Here is a 25,388-nt window from a genome sequence, read left to right on the forward strand (position 1 = left end):
ATATGCAGCCGCACCCGCCGCGCGATGCACGTTTTCGTTAGGCGCGCGCGACATGCGCCAGCGCGTTGGCGAGGAAGCGGCGAAGGTTCGGGTCGGCATAGGCCGCGGGGCCGTCGCCGGGCTGAAGATAGATCAGGCGTCCCGCGCCGACCGGCTTCTCCCACGCGATCAGGTCGCTTTCGGGACGATGGTCCCAGCCGTCGTTGCTGAACATGCGCCCCGCCACCGCCTGCGCCGCCGAATAGAAATTGCCGCGGACGAAGGCGTGATCGGCGCGGAGCAGGGGGGTCGCCGCGCCCCACACCGGCGCCAGATACAGCTCGTCGCACAGCGGAAAGCGCGGCGGCAGGCCGGCGGTCACCGGATGCGCAGGGTCGAGGACCACCGCGTCGTAGCGGACCTCGTGGCGGTAACCCGAGTCGAGGTGCTCCTCACCATGTGCCTCGCCAGGCTCGTAAAGGAACCGCCCGCCGATCATCTCCGCCCAATCGGGCCATTCGGCCCAGCCGGCGATCGCATGATGCATCGCGACCGCGCCGCCGCCGCGGGCGAAATAGTCGGTGATGGCGCGGCGATAGGTGAAGGATGGCGGCCGCGTCGCTGCGCGGCCGTCGCCGAAGCTGTATCCGGGCATGTCGTAGAAGAGGATGGCATCGGCATCGTTAGCCGCACCCTCGGCGACCGCGATCTCGGCTTCGGGGTGGGCCAGGTGCGTGACCGTCCAGTCCTCGAAGCTCTTGAGCAGCTCGGCGAAAGGCTCGGCTTCATAGGGATGGCCGCCCGACAGGACGAGAAGGCGGCGCGGTCCGGTCATGCGATCTTGAGGATCATCTTGCCCTGATTGCTCCCGGCGAAAAGCCGCATGAAGGCGTCGAAGCTGTTCTCGATCCCCTCGTCGACATGCTCGTCGGCGATCAGCCGACCCTGCTGGAGCCATGCAGCCATTTCGGCGGCGCCCTCGGCGAAGCGCGGAATATAATCGGCCACCAGCAGCCCGCGGATCGAGGCCCGGTGGACGATGAGCTGCCAGATGTTGCGCGCGCCGACCTTTTCGACGCTGTTATACTCGCTGATCAACCCGCAAAGGCCGATCCGTGCGCCGTGGCGCAGATTGTTGAGCCCGGCGTCGAGGATGTCGCCGCCGACATTTTCGAAGATGATGTCGACCCCATCGGGCGCTTCGGCGCGGATCGCATCGGTCAGCGCCTGCACATCCTTGCCGCGATAATCGATCGCGGCGTCGAAGCCGTAGCGGTCGATCAGCCGGGCGCATTTCTCGGGGCCGCCCGCGATGCCGATGACCTTGCTGGCGCCCTTGATCTTCGCGATCTGGCCGACGAGCGAACCGACCGCGCCCGCCGCGCCGGTCACCAGCACGACATCGCCGCCCTTGGGCTCGCACACGTCGATATAGCCGAAATAGGCGGTCATCCCGACCGCGCCGAGCACCGAGAGGTAGTTGGTCACCGACGGCACGAGGCTGGCGTCGATCGGCTGGGTGAAGCCGCCGACGGTGCCGACCGAATAATCCTCGATCCCGTTCAGTCCCATCACCCATTGACCGGGCGCAAAGCCCTCCGCCCTGCTCGCCTCGACGATCCCGACGGTCGACGCGCGCACCGGCGCGCCGAGCGGGATCGGCGGCATATAGCTCGGCGCATCGTCCATCCAGCCGCGGATCGCGGGGTCGAGCGAGGCATAATGGTTGCGGATCAGGAACTCGCCGTCGGCGAGCTCGGGCGTCGGCTCGGTCACCAGCGAAAAATCGTCCGGCACCGGTTCCCCCTCGGGACGACGGACAAGCAGGAAACGGCGGTTGTCGGGCATAGGGGCTCCTCAAGCCGGAACGATGGAGACCGGGATCGCGCTTTGCAGCGACTGGCCGGTGATGGGGTCGTAGTGGGCGCTCTCGCTGACGAGGCGATTGGTCGAGGCGCCATGCTCATGCACCCCGTCTGGGCCGATGTCCGGGCCGCCGAAGGCATGCGCCATCGACACGACGCCGGGGCGCATATTCTCCGCCGCGCGCGCGACCGCGACGACTTCGCCGACCGCCGACCGGATGCGGACGGTGTCGCCGTCATTGCAGGGAATGCGCGCCAGATCGTCGGGATGCAGAAAGGCGGGATTGGTCGTGCGCTTGGCGCGCAGCGCGGGCAAATTCTGCCCTGTCGAGTTGAAGCGGTGCCTGCTGCGGCGCGAGACCATGCGCCACGGGAAATCGGGCGTCGGCTGCTCGGCGTTGCCATAGGCGATCAGCTGGTCGGGCATGGCGCCTGCGGTGAGGTCGAAACGGCCGGGCGCATCGGGATCGCCGGGTTCGACGATCGGATGCAGATCCTCATAGATGACTGCCTTGCCGTCGACGGTATCCGCTCGCACGACGCTCGGTGCGACCGAGCAGCCCGCAACCATCAGGTCGAGGAACGCCTCCTTGGTCGGGCGCACGTCCATCGGACACGCCCCGCCCGCAAGCGGCAGGCCGGTGCCGAGACGGTGTGCAAGTTCCCAGAGCATCTCCCACTCCTCGAGCAGGTCGCCGGGTGCGGCGATCATCGCTTCGGTATAGCGGGCGTAGGGGATTTCGTACCACCATTCGGAAAGGTTGCTGATGTCCTCGCGCTCGAGGCACATCTTGGGCGCGAGGATATAGTCGGCGCGCTTCGCCGTCGCGGACTCGGCGTTGACGTCGATCGACACGAGCAGGTCGAGCCCGTCGATCGCGCGCGTCATCTTGTCCTGATCGGGAAAGGCGACCACCGGATTGCCGCCGATCACGATCAGCGCGCGCACCTGGCCTTCGCCAGGCGTCAGCATTTCGTCGGCGAGCACGTTGCACGGCATCTCCATGCCGAGATGGGTGAGGCCGCGGATGCGCGAGGCGGGGAAGCCCTCGCCAAAGAGCGCCATCGGCGGCGCGACCTGCGCGCGGCGCGGGGTGACGGGGGTGAAGACGCGCGGGATCGAGCTTTTCTCGCCCTCGCGGCAGAAGCGCCCGCAGATGATGTTGAGCGACGAGACCAGATACTGCGTGAGCGTGCCGTTTCCCGCCATTTCGGGACCGGTGCCGGTCGAGACGACGCCCTTGGCACCGCCCGCGAACATCCGCGCCGCGGCGACCAGTTGGGCTTCGTCGACGCCCGCGCGCGCGGCCGCGACCGCGGGGGTGAAATCGGCGACGGCGCGGCGCAGCTCGTCGAGGCCGTCGACATATTGCTGGACAAACGCCTGGTCTTGGAGGCCTTCGGACAGGATGACATGAATGATCCCGGCAAGCAGCGCGGGATCTTCGCCGGGGCGAACCGGCAGGTGGATGTGTGCGAGAGCCGCGACGTCGCTCTCGCGCGGGTCGGCGACGATCAGCTTCAGCCCCTGATCCAGCGCATCGCGCAAGCGGCGCGATGGCGAAAAGGGCGGCAGGCCACCCGGCGGGCCATAATGCGAGACGATCGGATTGTTGCCAATGAAAAAGGCGACGTCGGCCTCGGCGAAGCTGTGCATCCCGCCCATCCAGTTGCCGTAACGCATCGTCGTATAGACTTTGGCGGGCTGGTCGAGGGTGACCGACGTATAGATGTTGCGCGTGCCCAGCCCCTGCGCGAAGGCCATCGCGCTGCCGACCCCGGCGCTGTTCTGGAAGGCGTAGGTGCCGCCATAGACTGCGACGGCATGCGGGCCGTGCTCGGCGATGATCGCCGACAGTTTCGCGGCGATCTCGTCGAGCGCGGTGTCCATCGCGATATCCTGAAACGCCCCGGCGACGCGCTTTTGCGACACCGTCAGCCGCTGCGGGCCGTGGTGGGCGTCGGGCAATTGGCGGCCCTTGATACAGGTATAGCCGCCGAACACGGGGTCGTCGGGATCGCCCTGCACCTTGGTGACGCGGCCCTCGTCGATCGTGACCAGCATCGCGCAATTGGCATGGCAGAAGCGGCAGAAACTGCGGCGGACCTCAGGCATAATATCTCTCCCTGATTGCACCCTACGCCTCGCCGCCCCGCAATCGACTGGCACTTTTGGCGGTGGATGCCTGTCCGGCGCGAGCGCAATTTCGCGGCAACGAACAGGGAGAGTATCGATGCCGACATCGCGCCAATGGCTGCTGAACGGACATCCGCGCGGGCGCGGGATCGAGGATGGCGATTTCAAGCTCGTCGAGACCGGGATCGGCGCGCCGGGCGAGGGCGAACTGCTGCTGAAGACACTCTATCTGGGGTTCGATCCGGCGCAAAAGGGGTGGATGGAAAATATCGCCGACTATGTCGCGCCGATGGCGATCGGCGACGTGATGCGCGGTAGCGGGATCAGCGAAGTTGTCGAGAGCAACCATCCGGACTTTGCGGTCGGCGACCTCGTCATGGGATCGACCGGCTGGACCGAATGGCACCGTTCGACCGGCGAGGGGCTGGTGAAGATCGACACAAAATTGCCGCCGACCGCGATGCTGTCCGTGCTGGGGACGACCGGGGTCACCGCCTGGTGCGGACTGTTCAAGGTCGGGCGGCCGGTCGCCGGCGATACGGTGCTCGTCTCGGGCGCGGCGGGGGCCACGGGGTCGGTCGTGGGTCAACTTGCGAAGATTGCGGGGTGCCGCGCGGTCGGCATCGCGGGCGACGAGGACAAATGCCGCTGGCTCGTCGAGGAAGCGGGCTATGACGCCGCGATCGATTACAAGGCAGGCGATGTGCGGGCCCAGATCCGCGAACATTGTCCGCGCGGGGTCGACGTCATTTTCGACAATGTCGGCGGCGCGATCCTCAACGACATGCTCGGCGAGATCGCGACAGGCGCGCGGGTCGTGATCTGCGGCGGGATCAGCCGGTACGAGACCGGATCGCTGCCCGCGGGCCCGCAAAATTATTTCAATCTGGTCTTTCGCCGCGGCACGATGGCGGGCTTTATCGTGCTCGACTGGGCCGCCGAATTTCCGGCGATCCGCAAACGGCTGGAGGGTTTCGTCCAGGATGGACGGCTCACCTATCGCGAGGATGTGCAGCAGGGGTTCGAAAATGCTCCGGCGACGCTGAAGCGCCTGTTCAGCGGCCAGAACCGCGGCAAGCAATTGTTGAAGCTGTAGGGAGATCGACATGGGCAGGCTGGCAGGCAAGCGCGCCGTCATCATCGGCGCGGCATCGACGGGAAATATGGCGCAGGTCACCGCGCGGCTCTTTGCGCGCGAGGGTGCGACGGTGATGGTGGCGGGGCGCAAGGCGGAGCCGCTGGAGGCGCTGGCTGGGGAGATCGGCGGCCACGCCGCGCTTTGCGATATCACCGACAAGGCATCGGTCTTCGCGCTCGCCGATGCGGCGAAGGCGAAGATGGGCGGGGTCGATGTCGCGCTGAACGCGAGCGGCTGGGGGCTGCTCAAGCCCTTGCTCGAGGTGACCGAGGAGGAGCTGGCGAGCATCGTCGCGCTGCAGTTCACCGGCGTGCATCATTTCCTGCAGGCGTTCGTCGGCGCGATGCTGGCGAACGACCCGAGCGGCGGTTCGATCATCCAGATATCGTCGGCGACGACGCGCTCGCCGATCAGCAATCACGCGGCCTACATCGGCACCAAGACAGGGTCGGAGGCGCTGATCCGCTGCGTCGCCAATGATTTCGGCGCGGCGGGGATCCGGGCGAATATCGTGTCGCCGGCGTTCACCGAATCGCCGATGACCGAGGGCGCGTTCGCGACGCCGGGGCTCGTCGATGCCTTCCTGCCGCGCTATCCGCTGGGGCGGCTGAACACGTCGCAGGATGTGGCGAACGCATGCCTGTGGCTGGCGAGCGACGAGGCGTTCGTGACCGGCGAGAATTTGCAGCCCAATGGCGGTCTCGCGCTGCGCGGGAATCCGCAGGAGCATGATATCGCCGCCGCCGTCGGCGCGGCGATGGCGAAGCTGCAAGCTAGCTGATCTGCCGCTCGCGCCCTTCCCAATAGGGCGCGCGGAGCTCGCGGCGCAGGATCTTGCCCGACGGGTTGCGCGGCAGCGCGGGGATGAAGTCGACCGACTTCGGGCATTTATAGCCCGCGATCCGTGTCCGCGCCCAGCCGATGATCTCGCCTGCATCGGCGCTCTGGCCTTCGCGCAGGACGACGCAGGCCTTCACCGCTTCGCCCCATTTGTCGTCGGGGACGCCGACCACCGCGACATCGGCGACGGCGGGGTGGCCATAGATCGCATTCTCGACCTCGGCCGGATAGACATTCTCGCCGCCCGAGATGATCATGTCCTTCACCCGGTCGTGGAGGTAGAAATAGCCGTCCTCGTCGGTGTAGCCGGCATCGCCGGTGCGCAGCCAGCCGCCCGCGTCGATCGTCTCGGCGGTCGCTTCGGGCCGCCCCCAATATTCGCGCATATTGGCCTGCGCGCGGATCGCGATCTCGCCGATTTCGCGCGGGGGCAGGGGATTGCCGCCCTCATCGATCACCCGCATCTCGACCCCGCGCAAAGGCTTGCCGACCGAGCGCATGCGCTCGTTGCCCGCCGGGTCGTGATCCTCGGGCGGCAGCGCGGCGATCGTGCCCGACGTCTCGGTCATGCCGTACATCTGGACGAAGCCGCACTGGAAGACGTCGATGCACTGGCGCAGCAGGTGGAGCGGGATTGGCGAGGCGCCATAGGCGATGTGACGCAGGCGCGAGAAATCGACCTCGCGTGCGCGGGGCTGGTTGACGATGATCTGCATCGCCGCGGGCACCATGAAGATTTTCGAGATGCCATAGGCCTCGATCAGGTCGAGCACCCCGCCGGGGTCGAACTCGCGCGTGATGACGCCGGTCGCGCCGTTGGTCATCACGGTGATGCCGTATCCGGTGCCGCCGATGTGGAAGCAGGGCATGGCGACCAGCCCGACGTCATCCTCGTCCCAGCGTTCCCATTCGGCCTGTAGCGCTGGATCGCGATCGAGCTGCGAACGTAGCACCGACCCGTTGGTCAGCACCGCGCCCTTGGGCTTGCCGGTGGTGCCCGAGGTGTACATCTGGATCACCGCATCGGTCTCGCCGCGCGCGATGCCGGGGTCGGTGGCGGGGAAGCTGTCGCGCCAGCCGCGATAATCGGGAAAGCCGCTCGCCGCGCCTTCGGTCGCGACCACATGCTCGACGCCAGGAAAGGCGGCGCGGTTCGCGGCAACCAGCTCGGTGAATTCCGGTCCCACGCACAGGATGCGCGCGCCGCAATTCTCGATGATCCACGCGATTTCCGGGACCGCGAGGCGCCAGTTGACCGGCGTCATGACGCCCCCTGCCTTGGCGACCGCGACCAGCAGCTCGAAATAAAGATCGCTGTTCTTGCCGAGATAGGCGACGCGGTCGTCGGGCTTCAGGCCGAGCGCGATCAGCGCGTTCGCGGCGCGGCTGCTGTTCGCGTCGAAATCGGCGTAACGCGTCGCGCGGCCTTCGAAGTGGAAGAGGATCCGGTCGGGACGTTCGCGCGCGTTGGTCCGCGCGACGTCGGCGATCCGCTGAAAGGCTGGAACCTTCACTGACTTTCTCTCCCCTGGTCAGGCGTGACCGAACGCCTGCCGGTAGAGACTGGAGTCGGCGGCGTAGAAATTGCAATGAAAACCCGACGGGACGCGGAACGGGACATGGACCGTCGCAACCGGCCCCGCCGCGATGTCGAGCGCGTCGAAGATCGCAAGCTCGCTTGTCGCTGCGCCTGCGCGGTGGACCAGCGTCATCGCATAGCCGTCGCCTTCGCCCACAGCGCCCATCTTTGGCGCGAAAACCAGCTCGCCGCACGAAGCGCCATTACCGAAGTGGTAGATATCCTCCCGGCCGCTCACGGTGTCGAAGCGCAGTACCGCGTCCATCCCCTCGGCGCGGCCGTCGCGGCTGTTCAAATTGATGTTGGCAAAGCTGTGGCGCGAGGCGCGGGTCATGAACCGGTCGTCGGGGCGCGGAAACTGGATGTCGCGGTCGTTGAGCGTTTCCTCCCTGAGCCACGTCCCGTTGCCGTTCGTGCCCGGATCGATCGTCCAGCGGCGCAGGCTCTGCTGGGTATCGCCATGGGTCTTTTTCGCGCCCGTCTCGTCGGGGAACAGCGCGGTGCCGTTCGCGGCGGCGACGTCGGCGACGATCTTGCCGTCCTGTTCCCAGACGTTGAGTTCGTGGAACATGTGGCGCGGCTCATAGTCGAACCAGCGTATGTCGCTCGCCGAACCCTGGCGCGGCATGATCGCGAATTTCGTCGGGCGGCCATTGACCCACGCGGTCATCGGCCCGCCCTGCATGAAGCGGCCGAGGTCGGCGTCGATCGGGATGACCGGAAAGACGACCCAGTTTTCGGTCAGGAAGAAGGTGTGCATCAGCGCATTGTGCGGCATGTCGATCAGCTCGGCCTTGGTCACCCGGCCATCGGCGTCGATCACGTCGTAGCGGATCTGCGGCGCCCCCATCGGGCCGTTGATCATCGCGCCCAGATTGATCAGCTCGCCCGTCGCATGGTCGATCTTGGGATGCGCCGAAAAGGTCGTGGTGATCGTCCCGCCATAATGTTCCTCGCCCAGCGTTTCGAGGGTGCGCGGATCGAGTTCGACCGCCGGTGCGCCCTCCATCAGTGCCAGCAACTTGCCGCCATGGACGATGATGTTGGTGTTCGCGGTGTTGTAGCGCTTGCCCGCGACCGACGGGTCGGCGGTCATCGGGTTGCCGAACAGCCCGAACAGGCGCTTGCCCGCGGCCATTTCCATTTCGAACTTTTCGGTTCGGACCCAGCGGTTGAGCATCGATGCGCGGCCGTCGGCGATATGGAAGGCATAGACCATGCCGTCGCCGTCGAACCAATGATACTCGCCCTCGCGCGTCGGATAGAGCGGTTCGGGGCCGTTGCGATAGAAGACGCCGACCAGATCCGCCGGGATCTCGCCCTCGACGATCAGGTCGGGCGCGGTCGCCTCGAACCGCACCGGCTGATGATGCCCGGACAGATAGGGATGGTCGAAAAAGGCCTGCGTCATCCTGGTTCCTCTGGTCTGTCCATCAAACAAGGGGCGGTGCAATGCGCCGCCCCTTGTTCTTGGTTCCCCTTTTACGACCCCGCCGTGCCCCGGCGGGAACATTCTGTCGTCAGAACTTGAAGCCGAGCTCGACACCGTATGTGCGCGGCTCGATGGAGCCGGAGAAGGTGAAAAGACCGGCGACCGGCAAGGTGCTGCCGATGTCGCGCACGTTGGTCAGATTGCGGCCGAACACGGCGACGCTGACTTCCCCGCTGCCCGTCATGAAGGTGTAGGACACCTGTCCCGACAGATTTTCGCGATCCTTGGTAAAGCAGCGGAAATCGTTGGTGACCGCGCCGAAGACGACCGGCCGGTTGGCGACGATGCAGGTCGCCACCTTGCTCTGGAAGCGGAGCAAGATATTGGCGTCGAGGCGTCCCGAGCCGATGTCCTTCGAATAATTGGCCCCGGTCGAGAACTGGAATTTCGGTGCGCGGCGCAGGGTGAGCGTCGACACGTCGTCGCCGACATTGTCGCCATTCAGATCCTTTAGGAAGGTTCCGTACCTGGCGTCGATATAGCTTGCCGATGCCGTGAAGTTCAGCGATTCGGACGGCTGCATGATCAGTTCGAGCTCGGCGCCGGTGATCTTTGCCGACGCGGCGTTTCCGACCACCGTCTCCTGCGGCTGGGCCGAACCCGGCGGCGAGGGCTGGACGACCTCTTCCTGCTTGTTGTCATATTTGGTGTGGAACAGCGCGATGTTGGTCCGCAACGTCCGGTCGAGCCAGTCGGCCTTCAACCCGACCTCGAACGCGTCGACGGTTTCCGGGAAATAGGGACCAAGCGAGGTCGGCGATGCGGCGCGTCCGTTGAACCCGCCCGACCGGAAGCCGGTCGAATAGGAAGCATAGATTATCTTGTTGTCGCCGACTTCATAGGTCGCGTTGGCGCGCCAAGTGAATTTGCCGAACGACGCCTTGCCCGAACAATTGGTGGCGGGACCGTAAGTCGGCAGCCCTGCGAGGGGTCCCGGTCCAAAGACGCCGGTGACGCGCACGCAGGACCGTCCGTCGAAGTTCGGCTGGCTCAATTCGACCAGCCCCACGACCTGGCCGTAGTTGTTGAAGGTCTGCTTTCTGTCGCGGGTGTAGCGGCCGCCGACCGACAGTTTGAAGCGGTCGGTCAGCTTGAACTGGGCGTCGGCAAAGCCGGCATAGGACCTGGCCTTATTGTCGGTGTAGGCGCGAAGCGTCGCGCCGGTCGCGCTTTGCGAGGGCACGGGTCCCAGACGCGTAAACTGGTCCAGCTGGTAATTGCTGTTGTAATAATAGCCGCCGACCAGCAGGTTGACCGCGTCGCTCAGCTCGGCCAGCACCCGCAGCTCCTGGCTGAACTGTTCGAATTGCTGGATGCGCCGGGTGGCGAAGAAATCCGCCGAACTGCCGTCGAAGTCCTGCGCGACATTCTCGTCATTGGTGCGATAGCCGGTGACCGAAAAGAGCGTGATATTGTCGTTCAGCGACCAGGTGATGTTGCCGGTGACCGCGTCGGTGTCGTTGGTGACGTCGTGCGGGGCGCGCTGGTAGGTGCCGTCGACGCCGCGATCGGGCAGGGCAAAGCGGTTGCATTCGGCGACCGGCGAGAATCCGGGCGCGCCGGCGGCGAGGCAGATCAGGTCCAGGCTCGACGATGTCGGGATCGAAACCGTCTCGCCGCGCTCGCGCATATGTTCATAGGTTATCTCGGCCGAAAAATCGCTGCTGGGCTCGATCAACAGGGTCGCCCCGCCGGTCAGCGTTTCATATTTGCCATCGCGGCCGCCGGTGCTGAGGTTGCGGACAAAACCGTCGGTCTTGTCGTAGAAGCCGAAGGCCTTGATCGCGATGAAATCTCCCAGCTTGCCGCTGTTGGCGACCAGCCGGGCACTTTTGGTGTCGAACCTGGCATAGGATAGGCGGCCCTTGACGCCGAAATCGTCGGTCGGCTTCGTGCGCTTCACCTCGATCACGCCGCCGATCGTGTTGCGGCCGAACAGGGTTCCCTGCGGACCGCGCAGGACCTGCAGGCTTTCAAGGTCGAAACTGTCGAGCAGTTGGCCGGTGTTGGTGCCGATGAACACGCCATCGACGACGACGCCGACGGTCGGGTCGAAGCTTTTTTCGATATCCTCGAACGAAATGCCGCGAATGGAAATCGCCGCTGCGCTCGGACCGGCCGACACGCTGTCGATCACCAGGCTGGGAACGCGCCCCGCGACGTCGCGAATATCCTGCACCATGCCGGTATCCAGCGCCTTTTCGTCCAAGGCGGTAATCGCGACCGGGACCGATTGGGCGCTTTCCTCGCGCTTCTGGGCGGTGACGACGATTTCGCGAATGGCGCCGCCGTCGTCCTGCACCGGTGCCTCCTGGGCAAACGCCGGCGTGGCAATGGCCAGTGCAGCGAGCGACACAGTGGCATGGATGGCAGGCAGCATTCGGGCATGCGTGATCATCGTCGTTCCTCCCTCTCGCGCCGGCGCATAGCCCGCCGGTCGCGTTGGGGGGAAGGTCCGCTTTATGGTGCGATTCAACAATCATCAAAAATATCAGGCATGCCGTAGCGGCACGAAATCCCCTGATTTCCTTGCTTTCTATTGCCTCTGGGTCGCGCCGCCATCGGCGAAAACGCCATGCCCCGACATGAAACGGGCGTCGTCGGAGGCCAGAAAGGCGGCAACGTCGGCGATGTCTTCGGGCTGGCCGAGCCGACCGAGAGCCGCCTTGTCGATCCACTTCTGCCGGAATTCGGGCATAGCGGTGAAGGCGGGGGCGGTCATCGGCGTCTCGATCGCGCCGGGCTGGATGCAATTGACCGTGATGCCATGCGCGCCGACCTCGGCCGCGACCGACTTGGTCATGCCCAGCACCGCATGTTTCGACGCGCTGTAGGCGGTCATGCCTGCTTCGCCGAAGCTCGACATCACCGATCCGATCAGGATGATCCGTCCGTGCGGCGATTGTTTGAGAAGGGGCAGCGCGTCGCGCATCAGGCGAAACACCGCGGTAACGTTGACCGACATCATCTGGTCGAAAAATTCGTCGCTGGCCTCGTCGAGCATCTGCAAGCCGGTAATGCCGGCGCAAGCGACGACGATGTCGAGCCGGCCGAACCGCGCCTCGGCTTCGGCTACCAGCTTTGCATTGATACCCGGCGCCGTGACATCGCCCACGATGTCGACCTGACCCGCGCGGTCGGTGGTCAGGACGCGCGCGCCGTCGGCGGCGAGGCGCCGTGCGGTCGCGAGGCCGATCCCTGATCCCGCGCCGGTGACGAGCGCCACGCGGCCGTCGAGGCGCCCCGCCGTCACAGCGAACTGCCGCCGTCGATGCGGAACTCGGCGCCGGTCGCGAACGCCGATTCGTCGGACGCCAGATAGAGAACGATCGCCGAAATCTCCTCGGGTTTGCCAAGGCGGCCCACCGGGTGGGTTGCGACCCAGCTGTCGTAGAGCGCTTGGCCGTCGGCGACCTGCGCCATCACTTTCTCGAGGATCGGGGTGTGGATCGCGCCCGGATGCACCGAATTGCAGCGGATGCCATAGCCCTTGCGGGCATAATGCAGCGCGACCGATTTGGTGAGATGCGTCACCGCGGCCTTGGCGGCGTTATAGGCGGCGAGATCGGCCTGCGCGCGCACACCGCACATCGACGACATGTTGATCACCGACCCGCCATGATCCCTCATCTTCGGAATGATATGCTTGCAGCCGAGGAACACCCCGTCGACGTCGACCGAAAATTCGTGGCGAAAGGCCGCGAGCGTCAGATCCTCGATCGAACCGTGCGTCGTGATCCCGGCATTGTTGACGAGGATGTCGATGCGCTCGCAGGTGCCGAGCGCGGCGAGCCATTCGGTTTCCTGCGACACGTCGAGTTTGACGAAGCGCTGACCAAGCTCCGCGGCGAGCGCCTCGCCCGCGGCGATGTCGATGTCGGCGATCACGACGCTGGCGCCCTCGGCGACGAAGCGGCGGACGATGTCGAGCCCCAGCCCCGACGCGCCGCCGGTCACAAAGGCCGTCTTCTCGGCAATCCGCCCGCTTGCTCCTGCCATCGCATCCTCCCTTATTTTGTGGCGGCACTATCATGCCGGACAGCGGGCGAGGGGACTATTTATTGAGCTAGGTGCGCCGGCTGCGCCGACGGTTCCAAGGTTGGCCCGGGACAGGAGAGGCCGCATGACGACGGACTGGGACTATATCATCATCGGCGCCGGGTCGGCGGGCTGCGTCCTTGCCGAGCAGCTAAGCGCCGACCCCGCCATCCGGGTGCTGCTGCTCGAAGCGGGCGGCAGCAACGACAGCCGCTGGGTCGCGATCCCCAAGGGGGTCGCCAAGCTGGTCACCAATCCCGACCATATCTGGGCCTATGGCGTGTCGCAGCCGCGCGGCGACGGCAGCGCGCCCGGCGAGGTGTGGATCCGCGGCAAGGGGCTGGGCGGATCGTCGGCGGTCAACGGCATGATCTGGAGCCGCGGCGAACCGGCCGATTATGACGAATGGGAAAAGCTCGGCTGCACCGGCTGGAATGGCGATGCGATGACCGACGCCTTTCGCAAGCTGGAAGATCATGGCCTCGGCGCCAGCGCGATGCGCGGCGCGGGCGGGCCGGTCAGGGTTGCGCCGAAGATCCACAGCTATCCGCTGGCCGAGACGATGGTGCAGGCGGGCGTCGAGATGGGGCTGAAGCCCGTCGACGATCTCAACGGATCGACCTTGGATCGCGTTGGCTTTTACGCGCACAACGTCCGGAGTGGGCGGCGCGAAAGCGCGGCGACGACTTTTCTCGCGCGGGCGAAGAAACGACCCAACCTGCGCGTCGTGACGCATGCGATGGCCGAGCGGCTGGTCATCTTGGGCGGCAGGGTCGTCGGGGTCGAGGCGAAGGTCGCGGGCCAACCGCAGCGGTTCGATTGCGCCGGCGAGGTCATCGTTTCAGGCGGCGCTTTGGAAAGTCCCTTGCTGCTCCAGCGCTCTGGGATCGGCCCCGCCGATGTGCTGCGCGCCGCCGGGGTCGGCCCGGTCGTCGATGCGCCCGACGTCGGCGGGCGGATGCGCGAGCATCTGGGCTTTTCGATGCCGCACCGCCTGTCGCGCGACGTCGGCAGCAACCGCAGTTTCTTCGGCATCGGCCTGATGCGCGCGATGGCGCAATATTTGCTGACGCGCGGCGGGATCATGGCGACGGGACCGTTCGAGGTCGGCGCCTTCCTGAACCTGACCAGCCGCGACCTGCGGCCCGACCTTCAGCTTTACCTCGGCGGCTACACCTTCGCGCTCGGCGACGACAAGCATCCGGTGCCGCTCAGCAGCATCGACCGCAAGCCGGGGATGACCATCTATGGCCAGCTGCTCCGCCTGACGAGCGAGGGGAGCATTTTGATCACCGGGCCGGGCAGCGACGCGCCCGCCGACATCAAGCCCAACTGGCTCTCGACGCGCGAGGACGAGCGCACCGCGATCGCCGCGGTGCATACGATGCGCCGCTATATGGCGCAGCCCGCGCTCGTCGGGCTGGTCGAAAGCGAACTGCTTCCCGGCGCGGCGGTGCAGAGCGACGCCGAAATCCTCGCCGCTTTCCGCCGCCTCGCGACCTGCGGCCTGCACGGCGTGGGGACGTGCCGCATGGGAAGCGACAACCGCGCCGTCACCGACGCGCGGCTGCGCGTCAACGGCGTCGACGGATTGCGTGTCGTCGACTGTTCGGTGATGCCGTCGCCGGTGACCGGCAACACGAACGCGCCGGCGATGGCGGTTGCTTTGCGGGCGGCGGGGCTGATCCGCGAGGATAGGCGCAAGCTGCGCGCGGTGGCTTGAGGGGTTTGGCGGGGCAGTTTTGGGGCGGAAGCGGACCCGCCCCGTTTGTCATTCCCGCGAAAGCGGGGACCCAGGGCGTCCGTCGGCATACCCCACTCTGGGTTCCCGCTTTCGCGGGAATGACAAGATAAGGAAATGTTGCCTCGTGCTCGGCACCTCCACTCAAACCCTCTCGCGGTCCTTCAGCCAGCCGATCCCGCGGCGCAGCAGGTCGTAGAAGACCGGCAGGTCCCACGCGCAGCGGTCGACGGTCGGCCACCAGTCCATCATCGGCTGCAAATCATAATGCCCGCGGCAATGGCCGAGCGTGAGGTACAGCACCGCGCCCGCGCCATGCCGCTTGATATAGAAGACGGGATAGGTGCCCGGCGCATCCTCGGCCTCGACGAAGCCGGTGCCCGGCCCGGTGCATTCGGTGTCGAGCAGGACATGGAGGTCGCCGTGCGTTTCGAGATGATAGAGCTCGTCGGTCGTCTCGAACGGCTCGATGCCCTTGGTGAGCTGGTGATCGGGATCGACGACGCGGACGGTGTAAGGCTCGATCGCCGGGTGGCTGATGAACTGCGACCCCAGCAAATCCATCATCAGCGGCGCCCAGCGCGGCGCATCCCACACGCCCGTGTCGAGCAACCGCAGGATCGAATTGGTGCCGTGGAGTGCGTACCAGCGCCCGCCCCTGGCGAGCCAACGCTTCAGCGCCTCCTGCGCGGGGAGCGACGGCGCGACGTCGCAGGTGTAGGTGATGAGGATGTCGGCGCCTTCGATCGCCTCGATATTGTCGTAATTCTCGAACACGCGCGTCCGGACGCGCTGGTCCTCGGCGAGCAGTTTGAGCAGCTCGAGCCGCGCGAAATCCATGTCGTGCCAGACGCCGCCGCAGATCAGCACGCAGTTGATGCGGGGCGGATGTTCGCTGTCGCTCATCGCCGGTCCTCTCCTCCTGTTATGGCGCCATCATGCGAACGCGGTGCGCTGCCGTCACCTTGCTGTATTGATAGGTTCCCGAATGGAGCGAAACTGGCAAGAGGGCGGACGAGAGGAGAGGTGCGATGCAGCAGAGGCTCGGCGGCAAGGTCGCTTTGGTCACCGGCGGGACGAGCGGAATCGGGGCGGCGACGGTCGAGCGGCTGACGAAGGAAGGCGCGAAGGTCGTCTTCACCGGCTCGAACGCCGAAGCGGCGGCGCTCGTCGAAGCCCGGACCGGCGCCATCTTCCGCGCCCATCGCGTCGAAGACGCTTCGGCGTGGGATGCGCTGATGGCGGAGGTCGAGGCCGAATATGGCCGGCTGGACGTCGCCTTTGCCAATGCCGGGACCGAGGCAGGCGATGCCAGCGTCGAGGACATCGGCATCGATGCCTGGAACCATATCGTCGGCGTGAACCAGACCGGCGTAATGCTGACGGTTCAGCATGCGATCCGCGCGATGGCCAAGAACCCGCAAGGGCCCGGCGGTTCGATCATCGTCAACTCGTCGATGAACGCGCACCGCGCCATGGGAAATTATGTCGCCTATTCGGTGACCAAGGCGGCGGTGGTCGCGCTCGTCAAATCGGCGGCGATCCACTGCGCGGGCAAGGGGTATAAAATCCGCGTCAATGCGATCCTGCCCGGTGTCGTCGAAACTGACATGATCCGCGGCGTCATCGACCGCTCGCCCGATCCCGCGGCCGCACGCGCAACGTTCGAGGGGATGGCGCCGATGAGGCGCATGGCGCAGCTCGATGAAGTGAGCGCGCTCGTCGCCTTTCTCGCGTCCGACGAGGCCGGCTTCATCTCGGGCAGCGACTATGTCATCGACGGCGCCACAACCGCGGGTATGATGGGCGTCTGATCCCCTCTGCTCTGGAGTTTTTGTGACCGAACCTGCGCTGTTCCAGCCGATGTCCGTCGGCGGCCTCAACCTTCGCAACCGCATCGTCATCGCGCCGATGTGCCAATATTCGGCGGTCGATGGCTGCATGACCGACTGGCACCTGATCCATCTCGGCAACCTCGCGCTATCGGGGGCGGCGCTGCTGACGATCGAGGCGACGGCGGTGCTGCCCGAGGGGCGGATCAGCTATGCCGACGTCGGGCTGTGGGACGAGGGGACCGAGGCCGCGATGGCGCGCACGCTGGAAAGCGTTCGCCGCTGGTCGGACATGCCGATCGCGATCCAGCTCAGCCATGCCGGGCGAAAGGCCTCGGTCGAAGTGCCGTGGAAGGGCGGGGCGCAGCTGCCGCCGGGCGATCCAAACGGCTGGCAGACCGTCGGGCCATCGCCGCTGCCCTTCGCCGCAGGGCAAGTCGCACCGATTGCGCTCGACGGCGGCGAGATGGCGCGCATTTGTGACGCCTTCGCCGCGTCGGCCGAGCGGGCGGCGCGGCTGGACTTGGCCGCGGTCCAGATCCATGCGGCGCATGGCTATCTGGTGCATCAATTCCTCTCGCCGTTGTCGAACCAGCGCACCGACGATTATGGCGGCAGCCTCGAAAACCGGATGCGTTTTCCGCTGGAAATCTTCGACGCGGTACGCCGCGCCTTTCCCGCCGAGCGGCCGGTCACCGTCCGCGTTTCGGGCACCGACTGGGTTGAAGGCGGCTGGACGATCGAGGAAACCATCGCGTTTGCGCGAGTGCTCGAAGCGCGCGGCTGCGCGGCGGTCCATGTGTCGAGCGGCGGTCTCGATCCGCGACAGCAGATTCCGGTCGGGCCAGGCTATCAGGTGCCGCTCGCGCGCGCTGTGAAGGCGGCGGTCGCGGTGCCCGTCGTCGCAGTCGGGCTGATTACCGATTATGACCAGGCCGAAGCGATCGTGGCGTCGGGCGATGCCGATCTGATCGCGCTGGCTCGTGCGATGCTGTTCGACCCGCGCTGGCCGTGGCACGCCGCGGCGCATCTGGGCGCGAGCGTCAAGGCGCCCCCGCAATATCTGCGATCGCAACCGCGGGAGTTTCCCGACCTCTTCGTCACCTGAGACGCCGCCATGACAAAAGGCCGCCCCTTTCGGGACGGCCTTTCCATTGTCAGCCAACATGGGCCAGCTCAGGCGAGCCGTGCCTCCGTGGCGGAGGCCAGGCTCATGAACTTTGCCGCACGCGGCATATGACAATGAGACATCAGACCACCTCCTTTCCGTTGTTGAACGATAGCAACAATGTGGAATGCGATCGCGCCGCGGTCAAGACGTCACAGCGCCGGCATCGTCACATCGAACCTCGCGCAAATTCAAACGCCATCGACGCCGAGCCTATCCCTTATGGATCGCGTTTTGCGGTCCGGGCGCGGTTCGGCGGGTGGGGCAAAAAAAAGGGAGGGCGCCGCCCTCCCTTTCCTTGGCGCCAATGATGTTGCGTCAGTCCAGTTTGAACCGGATCCCGACGCGAAACTGGCGGCCGAGCAGGTCCGAATAGGTGCTGTTCGCCGCCAGGCCGGTTTCGGGCAGCAGCAGCGGGTTGGCGTTGAACAGGTTGGTGACGTTGAAGAAAAGCTCCGCTTGCGAGGCGCTTTCAAAGCGGATCTTCTGCGTCAGATTGAGGTCGACGTAGAACAGACCCTTGACGTGGTTGTTGTCGTAGGTCGGAAATTGGCTGGTCGAGGTCGGGCAGCCGGTCGTGCATTCGATCGCGTTGGCGAGATACTTGCCCGCGCTGACGCCGCGCCCGGTGACCGTCCCCGAGAAGGTCGGGGTCGAATAGTTGATGTTGGCGCGGAAAATCCATTTCGGCGTGCTGGCCTGACCGCCATTGGCGCCGACCGTGTTGACCGGCACCGTGCCCGGGATGCCGGTATCGGAGAGATTCTCGATATAGCGGGTGGCTGTGCCCTTCAGCGTGATCGCGGCGTTCTCGCCCACCGGCAGGCGATAGGCGGCGTCGAAGTCGATACCGCGCACCAGCTTGCTGACGAAATTGAATGGTTGCGTCCGGATCAGCTTGTAGGGGACGGTCGGCGTCGAGCGGGTCGGATCGTCGGTGATCGCGTCGCAATATTCCTGCCGCCCTTCAAAGCAGCGGTTGATCGTTTCCTGCGCGCTCAATGAATCGATCGCGTCCTCCAGGTCGATGCGGAAATAGTCGACCGATGCGGTGAAGCCCGGAATGAAGCGTGGGGTGACCACGCCGCCGATGTTCCACGAATCCGCCTTTTCGGGGGTCAGGTTCGGGTTGCCCGTCGTCAGGCCCGAATAGGGGAAGAATTGCGGCCCGTTGGCGAGGTCGGGCGTGAAGGCCGGATTGCGGACCGAATCGCTGTTCGCCGTACCGGCCTGGAACAGCTCATTGAGGTTCGGCGCGCGAATGTCGCGCGATCGCGTCACACGGAAGCGGATATCCTCGATCGGCGCCCAGGTTGCGCCCAACTTCCACGTGGTGACATAGCCCGAGTTCGAATAGTCGGTGCCGCGCACCGCACCGTTGAACTCAAGCCCAAGGCCGAGCGGGACCACGGTTTCGAGATAGGCTTCCTTCACATTGTAGCTACCGCGGAAGGGCAGGTAGTTGCCGACCGACCAGCGGTTGGTCGTCGTGCCGTTGGCGTTTATGATCGGCTGGAACTCGTCAGGCACGCTGCCGCGAATCTTTTCCTCGCGATATTCGGCACCGACCGCGACGCTGACGTCGCCGGCCCATGTCGCGAAAGGCGTCAGCGACAGGTTGGCGCCGGTGACGAACTGTTCGAGCACCTGTTTGCGGTACGGGTCGCCCAGCACATAGTCGATCGCAGCCGGATCGGCGACGCCGATGCCGAGGCGGTTCAGCGGCACGCAGTTCGGATCGTCGTTGGTGGTGACGGCGTCGACGTTGATCAGACACTGGATCGACCCGACGGCATAGCCGCGCGCATTGCCCGCCGGTGCAAAGGCCGCATTCGTCGCCTGCGCCATGCGCGTCACATGCATGATGTTGCGAAGCTGCTCGCGCAGATCCGACCGGCTGTACTGGCCGAAGACATCCCAGCGCGCGGCATTGCCGAACGCGTCGAATTCGCCTTGCGCGCCGGCGACGTAACGCTGGACCTGGCGCTTGTTGTTGATGCCGCGGAACGGCAGATCTGCCGCGGTGGTCGTGATGCTGATCTGGGTGACCCCTGCGAGGCGCGCTGCGCCCAGCGTTTGCAGGGCGAAGGCGTTGCAGGTGATCGGAACCGGAACGGTCGTACAGCCCGTCGTGTTCAGGTTGGCCGAACCGAGGTTGGGCCCGGCGTTGAAGAAGACTTCCTGTTTGTTGAACGAGCCTTCGGCGAAAATCTCGACATTGTCGGAGATTTCATAGCTCAGGCGGCCATAGGCGCCCCAACGGTCGTCGCGGGGGTTGAGGCCGATGCGGCGGCCCGAGTCATTGACCCGCCAGTCGCCGCCGACCGTACGCGTGACCGCGGCAGCGCCGCCCAGCGCGGGGGAGTTGAACGAGCCATACTGGAACGGGATGACCTGACCACCGTTGCCGAAATAGAGGCCGCGCAGTGCGTTCGCGGTGGTGCCGGTCGAGGCGGTGATGAAGCCGCCGGGCGCCTGGTTCGTCTGACCGGCATTTTGGCGGAAGGTGATGAAGGCGGGCTGGCCGTTGGTCGCCGTATAGGCCGGGTTCGCAAAGGCTAGGTAGCCCTTGTGGTTCCAAGGCCGGTCGTTCGGATCGACCTCGTAAATGCCGTCCTGATGCGCGACCTCGAGGTTGAACAGGGCGTGGCCGCGGCCGTCGGCGAAGGACTTGCCGCCCGCGATGCTGCCCGAATAGTTGAAGCCGTCGCCGACGTCGGTGATGCCGATATCGCCGGTGATGCGCACGCCCGTCATCTTCTTGTCGAGGATGAAGTTGACGACGCCGGTGACGGCGTCCGAACCATAGGCCGACGAGGCGCCGCCGGTGACGACCTCGACCCGCTCGACCAGCGCCTGCGGAATGGTGTTGATGTCGACCCAGCCGAAAATCGTCGAACCGACCGAGCGGCGGCCGTCGACCAGGATCAGGACGCGGCCCTCACCGAGGTTGCGGAGGTTGAGCGCGTTGATGCCCGCCGAACCGTTCGAGATGTTGAGGCGCGAGTTGGCGGGCTTGGTCGAACCGGCGAGCTGAGGCAGCTGGTTCACGAAATCGGCGATATTGTTCGTCGGCGAAGTGTTCTGAATGTCTTCGCGGGTCAGCACGACCAAGGGGGTTGGGGCCTGGAACCCGTCGCGGACGACGCGCGAGCCGGTGACGACGATCTGGTCGGCGGCCGCCGCCTCGGCCGCGTCGGCGGGCGCAGCGCTCTCCTGCGCCAGGGCGGGTGCGCCATGCACCAGCGCCAGCGCGGTCATCGCGGCGCCGAAAGCACTGCGGCGGCCCAGCGGCCGGCGAACTCGTCCAAAATCATGCATGTTAACAGTCCCCTTTTTGACCAAGGGCTGCGCCGTGAGCCGTCCAACGCGTACTCCCGACCGCCCTATTGTCCCACCTGATCGCCTGGCGGATGTCTCGCTCCGCCCTTTTATTTTTTCATGATATTCTTTGCGCGCCTCGGTCATCGCGGGGGCCGGAGGCCGCGGACAGCCGATTTCGTGACAGCGAGGTTACAGGGTGGCCGCGGCCGGTCAACAGCTTCGCTGCTAACCTCGCGATATGGACATATAGCCCAAGGGAATGGGTAGCGTGAAGCATGGCCGAAGCCGGATAGCTTGCAGTTATAGGGGGCGGTTCGCTTGTTATGGCCTGCGGGTATGTTGCTGGGATAGGGTCTGCTTTTGCTGTCGTTATCCATTTGGGGGGAGGGGCCGTTGATCCAGCGCCGTGCGTTCTTGCTGGCTTCCGCCGCACTTGTCGCGACGCCGGGGGAGCTTTGGGCAAAACCGCGGATCAAGGGCGGCACGCGCAAGATCGGCCTGGCGGGCGCCCGGGCGCCGATCGAGGTGATCGAGGACGAACTCGGCGTTCCGCACGTCCGCGCCGCCTCGCTGCACGATGCCTATTTCGGGCAGGGCTATCTGGTTGCGCGCGACCGACTGTTCCAGATCGACATGGAGCAGCGCCGGGACATGGGGCGGATGGCCGAGGCGTTCGGCCCGCGTTTCGTCGCCGCGGACAAGGCGGCGCGGCTGTTCCTGTATCGCGGCGACATCGACGCCGAACTGGCCGCGATGCCGCCCGATGTGCTCGATTGCGCGCGCGGCTATGTCGCCGGGGTCAATGCCCGGATCGACGAGCTGGCCGCCGAACCATCGCAGCTGCCGCTCGAATATGGCATCCTCGGGATCAGCCCGCTGCGCTGGGATGTGCGCGATCTGGTCCGCAATCGCGGCATCGGCATGGGCGACGCCGACGACGAGATACGCCGCGCCCAGCTTCAGGCGCGGGGATTGCTCGAGGCCGAGCAGTTGATGATCCCGCTGCGCCCCGCCTGGTCCTTTACCGTGCCCGAAGGCCTTGACGTCGCGGCGGTCAGCGAGGCCGATCTCGGGGTGCTGGACCCCGCGAACCGTCCGCTCGATTTCGATCCGGTGCAGGAGGCGCGCTTCGACCCCGAAACGCGGACGAGCGATCGCTTTGCGCTGGGCAGCAACGCGTGGACGGTTGCCGGGTCGCGGACGGCCACGGGGCGGCCGATCCTGGCCAACGACCCGCATCTGGGCATCGGACGTGCGAGCCCGCGGCATATGGTGCATCTGACCGCGCCGGGGCTGGACGTCATCGGGGCGGGTTCGCCGGGGCTGCCCGGGATCATGCAGGGCCACACCGACCGCTTCGCCTTCGGTCGCACCAATTTCCATATCGATCAGACCGACCTGTTCATCCTGCGCACGAAGGAGGGCGACCCCGCCCGCTATTGGCACCAGGGCGAATGGAAGGCGTTCGAGATTTTCGAGGACGAGATTGCGGTCAAGGGCGCGCCGCCCGAGCGCGTTACGCTGCGCTATGCCGGGGGACGTCCGATCGTCTCACAGGATGCGGCGCGAAACCGCGCGGTCGCCTTTGCGACGGCCAGCATGTTGCCGGGCGCGAATTCGCGCTTTGCGATGATTGCGATCAACCTGTCGAAGGATTGGGCGTCGCTGCGCCAGGCGTTCAAGCTGCATGTCTCGCCGACCAACTTCCATTATGCCGATATTGACGGCAACACCGGCTGGCAGACGATCGGTTTCGTGCCGCGGCGGCCCAAGCACGACGGCTTGTTTCCGGCACCCGGCGACGGCGATTTCGACTGGACGGGCATCCTGCCGGTCGAGGATATGCCGCACGTCTATAACCCGCCCGAAGGCTGGTTCGCCTCGGCGAACCAGATGAACCTGCCCGCGGGCTATCCCTATCGCGAGCGGATCATCAGCTTCAGCTGGAGCGATTCCTTTCGCTATGACCGCTGCGCCGAAGTGCTGCGCGCGCAACCGAAACACCGGATCGCCGACAGCATCGCGTTGCAGCACGACGTCCAGTCGCTGCCGGCGCGCGCCTTGCTCAAGCTGCTTCCGAGCGCGCCCACGGCCGAGGCCGCCAAGGCGGTCGCGCTGCTGCGGCGCTGGGACTGCGGGATCGAGGCCGACAGCGCCGCGGCGCTGCTCTATGAAATGGTGATGCTCGCGCTATCGGCGGACTTTCGCGAGCGGATTGTCCCAGCGGGCGCAAAGGACCTGATTTCGTCGGTCAACCTGTCCGAAATGTTGCGTATCCTGGCGTCGCCCGACAATCGTCTGGGCGAGGATCCGGTTGCCGAGCGCGACGCAATGATCGACCGCGCGCTGGTCGCGGGCTGGAACCGGGCGATCACGCTCGGGGGTCCCGATCCGGCGGGCTGGCAATGGGGCGACCTGCACCGTGTCGCGATCGAGCATCCGCTTGCGGCGTCCAATCGTGCGATCGCGGCCGCCTTTCCAAAGATCGAGGGCGGGCGCTCGGGCGGCGACGGCCAGACGCCGATGGCGCGCGGTTTCAACGCGCGGCGCAGCTTCAACGTCTCGCACGGCGCAAGCTATTTGTTCGTCGCCGACGTCGGCGCATGGGACAACAGCCGCTTCCTGCTGCTGCCCGGACAGTCGGCCGATCCGCGCTCGCCGCGCTACCGGGACTTCTATCCCCTATGGCTCGCGGGGACGATGCAGCCTTTGTGGTTCAGCAACGCGGCGGTGGATCGGCATGCCGTAGCCCACACCGTTTTGACCCCGAAGCCTAGAGCATTTCGGCAATAGCAACGAGTGCGCGGTCCACCGCGGCGCTTGCCTGGGCGTCGGTGTCCTCGGGCATGTCGTTCGCCAGCGCCGAGAAGACCAGGGTCTGGCCGCTGCGCGCGATGAAATAGCCCGACAGCGCGCGCGAGGCGTTGAGCGTCCCGGTCTTCGCGAACAGCTTGCCCTCGAGGATGGTGCCCTTGAAGCGGTTCTGGAGCGTGCCGTCGCGCCCGGCGATCGGCAGCGTTGTGCGCCAATCCGTGCCCCATGGCTGGCGCGCGATCCAGCTGAGCAGCCCGACCGCGGCGCGCGGGCTGATGCGGTTGTAGCTCGACATGCCCGACCCGTCGGCGAAGAAATAGCCTGTGGCGGGCAGCCCCGCCTCAGTCATGACCCTGCGCATCACCGCCTGCCCGTCGGCGATCGAGCCGCTGCCAGCGTTGCGCGACACGCGCCGCAGCATCAGCTCGGTGTGGAGATTCTGGCTCTCCTTGTTGATCCGCACCATATTCTCGGCGAGCGACGGCGCGGGCAGCTCGGCGAGCATCGCGGGCTCGGCGGGCAGAACGACCGGGCCCCCGTTGCGGTTCCTGGGATCGTCGGCGGCGGTCAGCGGGCGGTGGCGCACCTCGATCGCGCCATCGACGCGGACGCCGCGTGCCTTCAGCAATTCGCCGAGACGCCATGCCGAATAATGGGCCGGATCGTCGATGCCATAGCGAAGGGTCAGTGGCCCGGCCTCTGCGCCGACCGTGCCGGTCAGACGCAGCGCGCGGCTGTTCGGCATACGGAAGGCCTCGATATTCTCCGCCTTGCCTGCGACGGTCGCGACCAGATTTTCGACGATATAATAGCCCGATGCCTGAAGAGCGGGCTTCGTGCCGACCGCTCCGGGCGTCAGCGTCATCACCAGCTCATTATCGTCGAGCGTCAACGCCGAAACGCCGGTGCCATAGCGCGACTGGATATTGTTCCAGCTCATCCCCGGGCTCCAGCGCTCGTCGGGAAACCAGCTGTCGTCGCCGACGATGTTGCGGACATGGCGCGTCTTCGCGGCGACCGCGTCGGCGAGTGTCTGAAGGCAGTCGGTCTTGCAGTCGTCGGCGCTCGACAGCACCGCGTCGCCGCGGCCGTGCAGTACGACATCGGCAACGCCGCCCGCGCGTTCTTCCAGCCGCACCCCCGCGCCCTTCGCGGTGCGCTGGAGCATGGGCAGTTCGGCATAGGCGATCGCGGTCGTGAACATCTTGGTGTTCGAGGCCGGGATGAAGCGCTGGTCGGGGGCGATCGACACGAGGATTTTACCGTCGAGCGTCGTGACGAGCACGCCGAAGCGCGATCCTGCCGGCCCTTCGGCGAGCTTCTGTTCGACGATTGTCTGCGGCGATGGCGCCGCCGGGGTCGTTTGGGCGCCGGCCGTCGTCAACGAAAGCGACAGGGCGAGAGCCGATGCGAAAGTGAAGCGTGCAATCGATGGGGTCAT

17 protein-coding genes are annotated in these 25,388 nt (G+C 66.0%); 6 read left to right on the forward strand and 11 right to left on the reverse strand.

Translation table 11 applies throughout. From position 1 onward, the window contains the following. Positions 1–37: 37 nt before the first annotated feature. The 3 genes from ATE67_RS01445 to ATE67_RS01455 are packed head-to-tail and all read right to left on the reverse strand — an operon-like array spanning position 38 to position 3,960. Positions 38–814 (reverse strand): ThuA domain-containing protein, encoded by a 777-nt coding sequence (locus ATE67_RS01445; protein ID WP_058814914.1) that lies wholly within the window; start codon positions 812–814, stop codon positions 38–40. Next, a complete protein-coding gene (locus ATE67_RS01450) occupies positions 811–1,827 on the reverse strand; it encodes an NADP-dependent oxidoreductase (protein ID WP_058814915.1) in 1,017 nt (338 codons plus the stop codon). Before ATE67_RS01450 ends, ATE67_RS01445 begins: the two co-directional genes overlap by 4 nt. Positions 1,828–1,836: 9 nt before the next feature. Next, positions 1,837–3,960 (reverse strand): molybdopterin-containing oxidoreductase family protein, encoded by a 2,124-nt coding sequence (locus tag ATE67_RS01455; protein ID WP_058814916.1) that lies wholly within the window; start codon positions 3,958–3,960, stop codon positions 1,837–1,839. Positions 3,961–4,078: 118 nt separating this feature from the next. Between ATE67_RS01455 and ATE67_RS01460 the strand changes: the two genes are divergently transcribed. Next, on the forward strand, positions 4,079–5,077 hold the full coding sequence (locus ATE67_RS01460) for an NADP-dependent oxidoreductase (RefSeq protein WP_058814917.1): 999 nt from the start codon (positions 4,079–4,081) through the stop codon (positions 5,075–5,077). A gap of 10 nt (positions 5,078–5,087) precedes the next feature. Beyond that, positions 5,088–5,900 (forward strand): SDR family NAD(P)-dependent oxidoreductase, encoded by an 813-nt coding sequence (locus ATE67_RS01465; RefSeq protein ID WP_058814918.1) that lies wholly within the window; start codon positions 5,088–5,090, stop codon positions 5,898–5,900. Here ATE67_RS01465 and ATE67_RS01470 read toward each other — a convergent pair. The 5 genes from ATE67_RS01470 to ATE67_RS01490 all read right to left on the reverse strand — a co-directional run bounded on the left by ATE67_RS01470 (position 5,893) and on the right by ATE67_RS01490 (position 13,029). Beyond that, complete coding sequence (locus ATE67_RS01470; RefSeq protein ID WP_058814919.1) at positions 5,893–7,473, reverse strand: fatty acid--CoA ligase; 1,581 nt, start codon at positions 7,471–7,473, stop codon at positions 5,893–5,895. The genes ATE67_RS01465 and ATE67_RS01470 overlap by 8 nt on opposite strands. Positions 7,474–7,491: 18 nt before the next feature. Next, positions 7,492–8,949 carry a carotenoid oxygenase family protein gene (locus ATE67_RS01475; RefSeq protein ID WP_058814920.1) on the reverse strand — a complete coding sequence of 486 codons (1,458 nt, stop codon included), beginning with the start codon at positions 8,947–8,949 and terminating at the stop codon, positions 7,492–7,494. Positions 8,950–9,058: 109 nt separating this feature from the next. Next, the gene (locus ATE67_RS01480; RefSeq protein ID WP_058814921.1) at positions 9,059–11,428 is read right to left on the reverse strand and encodes a TonB-dependent receptor; all 2,370 of its coding nucleotides are present in this window, start codon (positions 11,426–11,428) and stop codon (positions 9,059–9,061) included. Between the two features lie 138 nt (positions 11,429–11,566). Then, positions 11,567–12,283, reverse strand: a complete 717-nt coding sequence (locus ATE67_RS01485; RefSeq protein ID WP_058814922.1) for an SDR family NAD(P)-dependent oxidoreductase — start codon at positions 12,281–12,283, stop codon at positions 11,567–11,569. Next, positions 12,280–13,029 carry a glucose 1-dehydrogenase gene (locus ATE67_RS01490; protein ID WP_058814923.1) on the reverse strand — a complete coding sequence of 250 codons (750 nt, stop codon included), beginning with the start codon at positions 13,027–13,029 and terminating at the stop codon, positions 12,280–12,282. The genes ATE67_RS01485 and ATE67_RS01490 overlap by 4 nt, the downstream gene beginning before the upstream one ends. Before the next feature lie 124 nt (positions 13,030–13,153). Between ATE67_RS01490 and ATE67_RS01495 the strand changes: the two genes are divergently transcribed. Then, the gene (locus tag ATE67_RS01495) at positions 13,154–14,791 is read left to right on the forward strand and encodes a GMC family oxidoreductase (protein WP_058814924.1); all 1,638 of its coding nucleotides are present in this window, start codon (positions 13,154–13,156) and stop codon (positions 14,789–14,791) included. A 162-nt stretch (positions 14,792–14,953) separates the two neighbouring features. Here the strand turns inward: ATE67_RS01495 and ATE67_RS01500 are convergent, their stop codons facing one another. Next, positions 14,954–15,715: a ThuA domain-containing protein gene (locus ATE67_RS01500; protein ID WP_058814925.1), complete on the reverse strand. Its 762-nt coding sequence runs from the start codon at positions 15,713–15,715 to the stop codon at positions 14,954–14,956. A 125-nt stretch (positions 15,716–15,840) separates the two neighbouring features. Here ATE67_RS01500 and ATE67_RS01505 point away from each other — a divergent pair, with 125 nt between their 5' ends. Together ATE67_RS01505 and ATE67_RS01510 are read left to right on the forward strand one after the other, a co-directional pair. Then, positions 15,841–16,623: an SDR family NAD(P)-dependent oxidoreductase gene (locus tag ATE67_RS01505; protein WP_058814926.1), complete on the forward strand. Its 783-nt coding sequence runs from the start codon at positions 15,841–15,843 to the stop codon at positions 16,621–16,623. 22 nt (positions 16,624–16,645) lie between these two features. After that, the gene (locus tag ATE67_RS01510) at positions 16,646–17,749 is read left to right on the forward strand and encodes an NADH:flavin oxidoreductase/NADH oxidase (RefSeq protein WP_058814927.1); all 1,104 of its coding nucleotides are present in this window, start codon (positions 16,646–16,648) and stop codon (positions 17,747–17,749) included. 378 nt (positions 17,750–18,127) lie between these two features. Here the strand turns inward: ATE67_RS01510 and ATE67_RS01515 are convergent, their stop codons facing one another. Next, entirely contained in the window at positions 18,128–21,130 is a 3,003-nt protein-coding gene (locus ATE67_RS01515) for a TonB-dependent receptor plug domain-containing protein (RefSeq protein WP_058814928.1), read from the reverse strand. Between the two features lie 396 nt (positions 21,131–21,526). Here ATE67_RS01515 and ATE67_RS01520 point away from each other — a divergent pair, with 396 nt between their 5' ends. Continuing rightward, positions 21,527–23,926, forward strand: coding sequence for a penicillin acylase family protein (locus tag ATE67_RS01520; protein ID WP_058814929.1), 2,400 nt, complete (start codon positions 21,527–21,529; stop codon positions 23,924–23,926). Here the strand turns inward: ATE67_RS01520 and dacB are convergent. Further along, positions 23,907–25,388, reverse strand: a complete 1,482-nt coding sequence (dacB, locus tag ATE67_RS01525) for a D-alanyl-D-alanine carboxypeptidase/D-alanyl-D-alanine endopeptidase (protein WP_058814930.1) — start codon at positions 25,386–25,388, stop codon at positions 23,907–23,909. The two genes, ATE67_RS01520 and dacB, sit on opposite strands and share 20 nt — an antisense overlap.

Origin of the sequence: Sphingopyxis sp. H050, assembly GCF_001468265.1 — a bacterium.
Taxonomy (GTDB): Bacteria; Pseudomonadota; Alphaproteobacteria; order Sphingomonadales; family Sphingomonadaceae; genus Sphingopyxis.